8 protein-coding genes and 1 pseudogene are annotated in these 8699 nt (G+C 68.0%); 6 read left to right on the forward strand and 3 right to left on the reverse strand.

Annotation, left to right across the window (positions count from 1 at the left end; genetic code table 11):
• From LPZ50_RS17550 to gcvA, 3 genes and pseudogenes are all read right to left on the reverse strand, one after another.
• Nucleotides 1-283: pseudogene (locus LPZ50_RS17550) on the reverse strand (aminotransferase); the annotation flags it as partial.
• 10 nt (nucleotides 284-293) lie between these two features.
• Nucleotides 294-764, reverse strand: a complete 471-nt coding sequence (locus LPZ50_RS17555) for a RidA family protein (protein WP_230663096.1) — start codon at nucleotides 762-764, stop codon at nucleotides 294-296.
• 98 nt (nucleotides 765-862) lie between these two features.
• Nucleotides 863-1762 (reverse strand): transcriptional regulator GcvA, encoded by a 900-nt coding sequence (gcvA, locus tag LPZ50_RS17560; RefSeq protein ID WP_230663098.1) that lies wholly within the window; start codon nucleotides 1760-1762, stop codon nucleotides 863-865.
• 137 nt (nucleotides 1763-1899) lie between these two features.
• Here gcvA and hisD point away from each other — a divergent pair, with 137 nt between their 5' ends.
• From hisD to glyS, 6 genes are all read left to right on the forward strand, one after another.
• Nucleotides 1900-3156 carry a histidinol dehydrogenase gene (hisD, locus tag LPZ50_RS17565; RefSeq protein WP_230663101.1) on the forward strand — a complete coding sequence of 419 codons (1257 nt, stop codon included), beginning with the start codon at nucleotides 1900-1902 and terminating at the stop codon, nucleotides 3154-3156.
• 41 nt (nucleotides 3157-3197) lie between these two features.
• Complete coding sequence (locus LPZ50_RS17570) at nucleotides 3198-4172, forward strand: Bug family tripartite tricarboxylate transporter substrate binding protein (RefSeq protein WP_230663103.1); 975 nt, start codon at nucleotides 3198-3200, stop codon at nucleotides 4170-4172.
• 27 nt (nucleotides 4173-4199) lie between these two features.
• Nucleotides 4200-5699 (forward strand): M81 family metallopeptidase, encoded by a 1500-nt coding sequence (locus LPZ50_RS17575; RefSeq protein ID WP_230663105.1) that lies wholly within the window; start codon nucleotides 4200-4202, stop codon nucleotides 5697-5699.
• Between the two features lie 212 nt (nucleotides 5700-5911).
• Complete coding sequence (locus LPZ50_RS17580) at nucleotides 5912-6460, forward strand: cupin domain-containing protein (protein WP_230663107.1); 549 nt, start codon at nucleotides 5912-5914, stop codon at nucleotides 6458-6460.
• Between the two features lie 132 nt (nucleotides 6461-6592).
• Entirely contained in the window at nucleotides 6593-7504 is a 912-nt protein-coding gene (gene glyQ / locus LPZ50_RS17585) for a glycine--tRNA ligase subunit alpha (RefSeq protein WP_230663109.1), read from the forward strand.
• On the forward strand, nucleotides 7505-8699 hold a 1195-nt coding region (glyS, locus tag LPZ50_RS17590; protein WP_230663111.1), incomplete at its 3' end, for a glycine--tRNA ligase subunit beta.

Below are 8699 nucleotides of genomic sequence, written 5' to 3' on the forward strand. Positions count from 1 at the left end.
CCCAGGCGTCGGAGCACCCCGAGGCGAAGGCGATCTCATCGGGTTGCGCGCCCAACAGGCGGGCCGCGCGCTGCCGCACGGCGGACAACGTGCCCTGGGCGGCGCGGGCGGCTTCCATGGGCCCCATGGAGGCCTCGCGCTGCAAATGGCCCACCACCGCCTGTACCGTACCCGCGGACGGCAACGAAGCGCCCGCATGGTTGAAATGCACGACCTGCTCCACCCCGGGGGTGGCGCGGCGCAGGCGTTCTACATCGGCATCGGACAAGGCGGCAGCGGACATGGCGGTTCTCCTAGGGCTGGATCTGGATGATGGCCTCGACCTCGACCGCCACGCCGCGCGGCAGCGACGCCACGCCCACGGCGGTACGGGTATGGCGGCCGGCGTCGCCCAGTACTTCGACCATGAGGTCGGACGCACCGTCGGCCACCGCGCTCTGGCGCTGGAATTCCGGCGTGCAGGCCACGAACACGCCCAGCCGCACCACACGCACGACGCGTGCCAGGTCGTCGCCCACCACATCGGCCAGGTGCGCCAGCACGCCCAGCGCCGCCTGGCGGGCCGCCTGTCGGCCTTCGTCCTCGCCCAGCGTATCGCCCACCCTGCCCAGCCACACGGCCTTGTCGCCCTGGCGGGGCACCTGGCCCGAGACGAACAGCAGGTCGCCCACCTGCAGTTTGGACACATAGTTGGCCGCGGGCGCGCCGGCCGGCTCCAGGGCCAGGCCCAGGGACTGCACGCGCGCGGATATCGTGGAAGACATGAAATTCACCTTTGCATGAAGATTGATCCAGGCTTGATGCTATCCGCCCCGGCGCGGCCTTGACCAATGAAAAATCGGTGCCCATGCATCGATTTGAGTCATACCGCCGCCTGTGCCTGTATCCATTGGCAGAATGCCGCGGCGGGTGCCGGCAGGGCCGAACGCGGCACGGCCAGCCACCAGCCGATATCGCCGTCCTGGTAATAATCCTTGCCGGCGGGCATCACCAGCCGCCCTGCGTCCAGCAGGGGCTGCACCAGGCGCTGTCGGCCCATGGCAATGCCCTGCCCCGCCAGCGCGGCCTCGATCACGATGTTGTAGTCATGCAGGTGCACGCGCCTGGCCGCAGACAGGTCCATCCCCTGCGCCTGCGACCACAGTTCCCATTCGAAGGGCTGGCGCGAATGCGATACCAGCAGCGGGTGGCGCGCCACCTCGGCCGCCGACTTGAAGCGCCGCCGCCGGCCCAGCAGTGCGGGCGCGCATACTGGCGCCACGCGCTCGGCCATCAGTTTGACCAGGTGCACGTCGTTCCAGTGGCCGCGCCCGTAGCGTATGGCCAGGTCGACCTCGCCGGCGGCCACATCGGCCAGCCGGATATCGGGCACCAGTTGCAGGCCTATGCCCGGATGCGCCTGCGTGAACGCCGCCAGGCGCGGCACCAGCCAGCGCGCCGCGAATGAGGCCAGCAGTCCGATTTTCAGCTGCGCCGCCGCGGCGTCCGCGTCCCGCGCCTGCCGAGTGGCGCGGTCCAGCATTTCCAGGGCGGCCCGCACCTGCTCGTGGTAGGCCTGGCCGCGCGGCGTGAAGGCAATGGAGCGCGTGCGCCGCACGAACAGCGGCCCGCCCAGGTCGCGTTCCAGTTTCTGCACCTGGTGGCTGACCGCGCTTTGCGTCAGGAACAGCTCGTTAGCGGCGCGGCTGAAGCTCAGGTGCCGCCCCACCGCCTCGAAAGCACGCAGGGTGGTCAGCGCGGGCAAGTGACGCAAGGAATCCATGATGGGCAAGCGACGGCGGGCAAAGTGCCATGGTAGCGCGTTCAATATCTTGACCACCTCGGCGGGCCGATGAATTTCGCGCGGCTGGCGAACTTATAGTGACTGGACCGCCATCTTCCGTGTCATTGAGAGCATTCATGTCCAGTACCCCGACTTACATCAAATCGCCCGCTGCCCGCGCCCAGGACAGTGTCGGCGCCATCGAAGAAACCGTGCGCGACATCATCGCGCAGGTTCGCGCCCGCGGCGATGCCGCCGTGCGCGAGTATTCCCTGAAGTTCGACCAGAAAGACACGCCGGTGCTGGAAGTCAGCATGGCGGACCGGCTGCGCGCCGTTGCCGACCTGGACGACCAGACGCGCCGCGATACCGAGTTCGCCATCGAGCGGGTCCGCGCCTTCGCCCAGGCCCAGCTGGAAACGGTGCTGCCGCTGGAGATCGAGGCCCTGCCCGGACTGCATCTGGGGCACAGGGTGATTCCCATCCAGCGCATAGGCGCCTATGTGCCCGGCGGCCGCTACCCGATTCTGTCGGCGCCGGTCATGACCATCGTGCCCGCCAAGGTCGCCGGTTGCGAAGAAGTCATTGCCTGCCTGCCGCCAGGCGCGCATCCGGCAATGATTGCCGGATGCCACCTGTCGGGTGCGGATCGCATCTTCCTGGTGGGCGGCGCGCAGGCCATTGCCGCCATGGCCTGCGGCACCGAGTCGATTCCAGCAGTGGACAAGATCGTGGGGCCCGGCAACGCCTATGTGAATGAAGCCAAGCGCCAGGTGTTCGGCGAAGTGGGCATAGACCAGCTGGCCGGCCCCAGCGAGATATTCATCGTGGCCGACGACAGCGGGGATGCCGACATGATCGCCACCGACCTGCTGGCCCAGGCCGAACACGATGTCCGCACGCGCGTGGGCTTGATCACCACCAGCGCGGCGCTGGCCCGCGACACGCTGGCCGCCGTGGAACGCCAATTGCAGGACCTGCCCACCGCCGACGTGGCGGGCCGCGCCTGGCACGACTACGGCGAGATCGCCCTGTGCAAGGACGAAGCCGCCATGCTGGCCTATTCCGACCAAGTGGCCGCCGAGCATCTGCAGGTACACACGCGGGATCCGCAAGCCACCGGCCTGAAGCTGCGCAACTACGGCTCGCTGTTCATCGGCACGCTGGCCAGCGTGGTGTATTCCGACAAATGCTGCGGCACCAACCATACGCTGCCCACCATGGGCGCCGGCCGTTATACCGGCGGGCTGTGGGTGGGATCGTTCGTGAAGATCTGCACGCACCAATGGCTGGATGAACGCGGGGTGGCGGCGGTTGCGCCGCCCGCGGTGCGCCAGAGCCTGACCGAAGGCATGGAAGGCCATCGCCGCGCGGCCGCGTTGCGGCTGGGCTGAGCACGGCATTACACCTACTATCCACACTCAAGGGGAAAAAAATGAATGTCCGCACATTGTTGGCATGCCTGGCCATGGCCGGTGGCGTACTGGCTACGCCCGTCCACGCCGAACCGGCCTATCCGTCACGGCCCATCAAGCTGGTGGTGCCTTTCCCGCCCGGCGGCACGACCGACGTGCTGGCCCGCACCATTGCCGACCCGCTGGGCAAGCTGCTGAAACAGACGGTGGTGGTGGAAAACCGCAGCGGCGCAGCCGGCCGCATCGGCAGCGAGTATGTCATCCGTTCGGAACCCGACGGCTACACGCTGGGCATCGCCACGGTCAGTTCTCATGCCGTGACACCGGTGGTGTATGACAACATCTCGTACGATGTCACGCGCGACCTGGTGCCCATCACGCGGCTGGCCTCGGTGCCCAACGTGCTGACCATCGGCCCGTCGGTTCCGGCCACCGATATGAAGTCTTTCATCGCGCTGCTCAAGAGCAAGCCCGGCCACTATACCTATGGATCCGCGGGCGCCGGATCCGAGGCCAACATGATGGGTGAACTGTTCAAGCTCAGCACGGGCACCGAGATGATGCACGTGCCCTACCGCGGCTCCAGCCCCGCATTGCAGGATGCCTTGGGCGGGCAGATCGCCGCGGTGTTCGACAACCTGCCTTCGTCGCTGCCCTTCATCCTGAACGGCGACCTGAAGGCCCTGGCGGTAGCGTATCCGCAGCGCCTGGAAGCCTTGCCCGATGTGCCCACGTTCGCCGAGGCGGGAGTGCCCGAAGTGAATGATGCGTCGTGGTTCGGCCTGGTGGCGCCCAAGGGCACGCCGCCCGAAATCGTGCAACGCATCTACGAAGCCACGCGCGATGTACTGGCCATGCCGGACGTAAAGCAACGCATGGCGGGCTTTTCCGCCGTGCCGGTCGGCAACCCTCCGGCCGAATTCGCCGCGGAACTCAAGGCCGAGATAGACAAACAGCGCAAGACGGCCGAGCGCGCCCATATCAACCTGAAATAGCCGCAGTCCACCTGCAAGGAGACCGCCATGGCCGCTACCGCCCGCATTCTGGTAGGGCAATTGTTCCAGGAAACGCATGGCTTCACGCCCGTGCCCACGCCGCTTTCGGCCTTCGAGATCGAGACAGGCCCGGCCATGCTGTCGGCCAACGCCGCGGCCGACTCTGTGCTGGGCGGCATCTTGCGCACGCTGGAGGCTGGCGGCAGCACGGCGGTTCCCACAGTGGCGGCGCGGGCCCGGCCAGGCGGCCGCGTCGAGGACGCAGCGTATGCGCACTTGCGCGACGCCATTCTGGACACGGCGCGGCAGGGCGGCTTCGATGCTATCGCGCTATGCCTGCATGGCTGCATGCAAACTGCCAGCCTGGACAGCGCCGAGGCCGACCTGCTGGCGCGGCTGCGTGCCATCGTGGGGGCGGACATGCCCATCGTGGCGGGCTTCGACCTGCACGCCCATGCCATTCCCGCCATGCTGGGCCAGCTGGATTTCGCGTCGGCGTACAAGACCAACCCGCACAGCGACGCGGTGGCCACGGGCCAGCGCGTCGCTGTGCAGCTGTTGGGCATGCTCGACACCGGGAAACGGCCGGTGGGAGCATGCGTGCACGTACCCATGCTGACCCGCGGCAACGATGAAACCGCCCACGGGCCGCTGGCCGGGCTGCATGCGCGCGCAAGCGCCGAGGTAGACGCCGGCACAGGGCTCATAGATGTGTCCATCTTCAACGTCAACCCTTTCATCGATGGGCCGGGCGTGGGCCAGACCGTGCTCGCTTATGCGCAGCCCGGCGCGGGCGCGGCCGCGCGGCAGTTGGCCTGCGAGCTGGCCCTGGCCCTCTGGAACGGGCGCGACGGCTATGTGCACCAGCTTCCCGATGTAGAGGCGCTGCTGCGCGGCCACGGCAGCGACCCGCGCAGGCTGATCATTGGCGATTTCGGCGACCGCGTGCTGGCCGGCGGCCCGGGCGACAGCCCGCATGTGCTGGAGCATTGCCTGGCGCATACCGACCGGCGCATCGTCGCCGTCATTACCGACCCCAGCGCCCTGGCCCGGTGCCGACAGGCGGGCCAGGGCGCCCAGGTGGCCCTGCAGGTGGGCGGCGCCTATTCGCCCGGCTGTCCCCCGTTGGCGGTGCACGGAACTGTGGCCCGCCTGGGCGACGGCGTATTCCGCAACCGCGGCGTGTTCATGCGCGGCGCCACGCTGCGCCTGGGGCCGTACGCCGTACTGCGGCACCCGCGCTACGACCTGCTCATCACCCAGGACGCCATCATGTCGCAAGACCCGGGCTGCTACCTGGATGCCGGCATCGACCTGGACACGGCCGGCATCATCGTGGTCAAGTCGGGGTACCACTTCAAGCTGGCCTTCGACACCCTGGGGGTGTGCGCCTGCGCCGAAACCCCGGGCCTTACGGGCTATCACCCCGAACGCCTGCCATTCGACCGGGCCCGCCCGCTGTACCCGCTGGACGAGATCGCGTACCGGCCCGCCCCGGTCGATTTGCCCGCCATGGCGCGCGCTTAGCGGGCGCCTGCGCCGGGGCGCGCGTGGAACGTTTCAGCAGGATGGTGGGGGTCTGGCTCCCGCAGGGTGCCTGACCCCGTCGGGTCTGGGCTGCGCATACATCGGTGTCTGACACCCCCTTGCGGGGAGTCAGACACCCGGCAGCGGCCTTGCCAGCGGGTGCCCATCGCCGTGTATCCTGCCTGGCACGGCTTTCCAAGGGGGACCACGCCATGCCGAGAATCGGTGCAGATATCAGGGAACTACGTCGCCGGCGCGGGCTCGGCATACGCGAAGTGGCGCAGCGCTCGGGGGTATCGCACGCCTCGATCTCGCTGATCGAGCGCGACAAGATCAGCCCCTCGCTGGACACGCTGGCGGCCGTGCTGGATGCCCTGGGCACTACTATCGTGGGGTTTTTCTCCAGCAGCCGCCTGCTGGTGGCCGAATCTCCCTTCTACGGGCCTGAAGACCTGCCCGAAATCGGCAAGGCCAGCACGATTTCTTACCGGATGATAGGCAGCCGCTTCGCCAACCGCGCCATGCTGATGATGCAGGAACGCTATGCGCCCGGCGCGGATACGGGCGAACTGTTCAGCCACAATGCCCAGGAGGCCGGCCTGGTCACATCGGGCGCCATCGAAGTCACGGTGGGCGACAAGACCCGCGTCCTGCAGGCCGGCGACGCGTACTATTTCGACAGCCGGGTTCCACACCGCTTCCGCAACGCGGGCGACGGCGCCAGCGAGATCGTCAGCGCCGTTACTCCGCCCACATACTGAGGCGGCGCGGGCCGCCCGGCCGGCCCGCCCCCGCCCCACCCCCAAGCCAGTTAAAATGCCGGGTTTCCCGTAACAGGGGCCTGGGCGCCCGCGCCGGCCTCCCCGTACGGCACTCCGAATTCCAAGAACCCTATGCTTACCTTTCAGCAAGTCATTCTTACGCTCCAGGAATACTGGGACAAGCAGGGCTGCGCCCTGCTGCAGCCCTACGACATGGAAGTCGGCGCCGGTACCTCGCACACCGCCACGTTTTTGCGGGCCATCGGCCCCGAACCCTGGCGCGCCGCCTACGTGCAGCCCTCGCGCCGCCCCAAGGACGGCCGCTACGGCGAAAACCCCAACCGCCTGCAGCACTATTACCAGTACCAGGTGGTGCTGAAGCCCGCTCCCCCGGAGATCCTGGACCTGTACATCGGTTCGCTGAAGGCGCTGGGCATCGACCCTACCCAGCACGACATCCGCTTCGTCGAAGACGACTGGGAAAACCCCACGCTGGGCGCCTGGGGCCTGGGTTGGGAAGTGTGGCTGAACGGCATGGAAGTCACGCAGTTCACGTACTTCCAGCAAGTGGGCGGGCTGGACTGCACCCCCACCACCGGCGAAATCACCTACGGCCTGGAACGCCTGGCCATGTACCTGCAGGGCGTGGAAAGCGTCTACGACCTGGTCTGGACGGAAGGCGCCAATGGCAACCGCGTGCTGTACCGCGACGTGTTCCACCAGAACGAGGTGGAACAATCCACCTACAACTTCGAGCACGCCTCGGCCGACATGCTGTTCGCGCACTTCAACGACTACGAAGCCGAGGCCAGGCGCCTGATGGACGTGCCACTGGCGCTGCCCGCCTACGAAGCCGCGCTGAAAGCCGCGCATACCTTCAACCTGCTGGACGCGCGCGGGGCCATCAGCGTGACCGAGCGCGCCGCGTACATCGGCCGCATCCGCAACCTGTCGCGCGCCGTGGCGCAGGCTTACTACGATTCCCGCGAACGACTGGGCTTCCCCATGCTGGCTCGCAGCCAGGACGCCGGGGAGGCTGCCTAAATGACGACGAACACCCGCCCCCTGCTGGTCGAACTGCTGACCGAAGAACTCCCGCCCAAGGCCCTGCAGAAGCTGGGCCAGGCCTTTGCCGAAGGCGTGCGCGCCACCCTGGCCCGCCATGGCCTGCTGGCCGACGGCTGCGACACCGTCGCGTTCTCCACGCCGCGCCGCCTGGCAGCGCGCCTGTCGCGGGTGCTGGAACAGGCCCCGGACCAGGCCTACGCGGAAAAGCTCATGCCCGTGAAAGTGGGCCTGGACGCCGATGGCAGCCCCACGCCCGCCTTGCTGAAGAAGCTGGCCGCCAAGGGCCTGGAGGGCATCGACCCGGCCAACCTGGGGCATGAATCCGACGGCAAGCAAGACTACCTGGTGGCGCGCGGCACGGCGCCCGGCGCCAAGTTGGCCGAAGGCCTGCAGGAAGGCCTGCAGGCCGCCATCGACGGCCTGCCCATTCCCAAGGTCATGCGCTATCAATTGGCCGACGGCGTCACCAGCGTGAAATTCGTGCGTCCGGCCCACGGCCTGGTGGCCCTGCATGGCGCCGACGTGGTGCCGGTGTCGGCCCTGGGCCTGACGGCCGGCCGCCGCACCCTGGGCCACCGCTTCATGGCCAGCGCCCCGGTCGATGTCGCCGATGCCGACGCGTACGAAACGGTGCTGGCCGAACAGGGCCGCGTGGTGGCCTCGTTCGAGATCCGCCGCGCCGATATCGACCGCCAGTTGCAGGCCCACGCCGCGCAACTGGGCGCCACCCTGGGCACCGACCCGGAAGTGGCCGCGCTGTTGGACGAAGTCACCGCGCTGGTCGAACACCCCACGGTATACGTGGGCCAGTTCGAAGAACAGTTCCTGCAAGTGCCGCAGGAATGCCTGATCCTGACCATGCGGCTGAACCAGAAGTACTTCCCGCTGTTCGACCCGGGCACCGGCAAGCTGACGCACCGCTTCCTCATCGTCAGCAACATGCACACCGACAACCCGGTCAACATCGTCGAGGGCAACCAGCGCGTGGTGCGGCCGCGCCTGGCCGACGCCCAGTTCTTCTTCGACACCGACCGCAAGACGCCCCTGGCGGAGCGCGTGCAGCAGCTGGGAAGCATCGTCTATCACAACAAGCTGGGCACCCAGCTTGAGCGCGTCGAGCGCGTGCGCGCCATCGCGCGCGGCGTGGCCGCGCAACTGGGCGGCGACACGG

The organism is Bordetella petrii (genome assembly GCF_020991325.1).
Taxonomy (GTDB): Bacteria; Pseudomonadota; Gammaproteobacteria; order Burkholderiales; family Burkholderiaceae_B; genus Bordetella_A; species Bordetella_A petrii_E.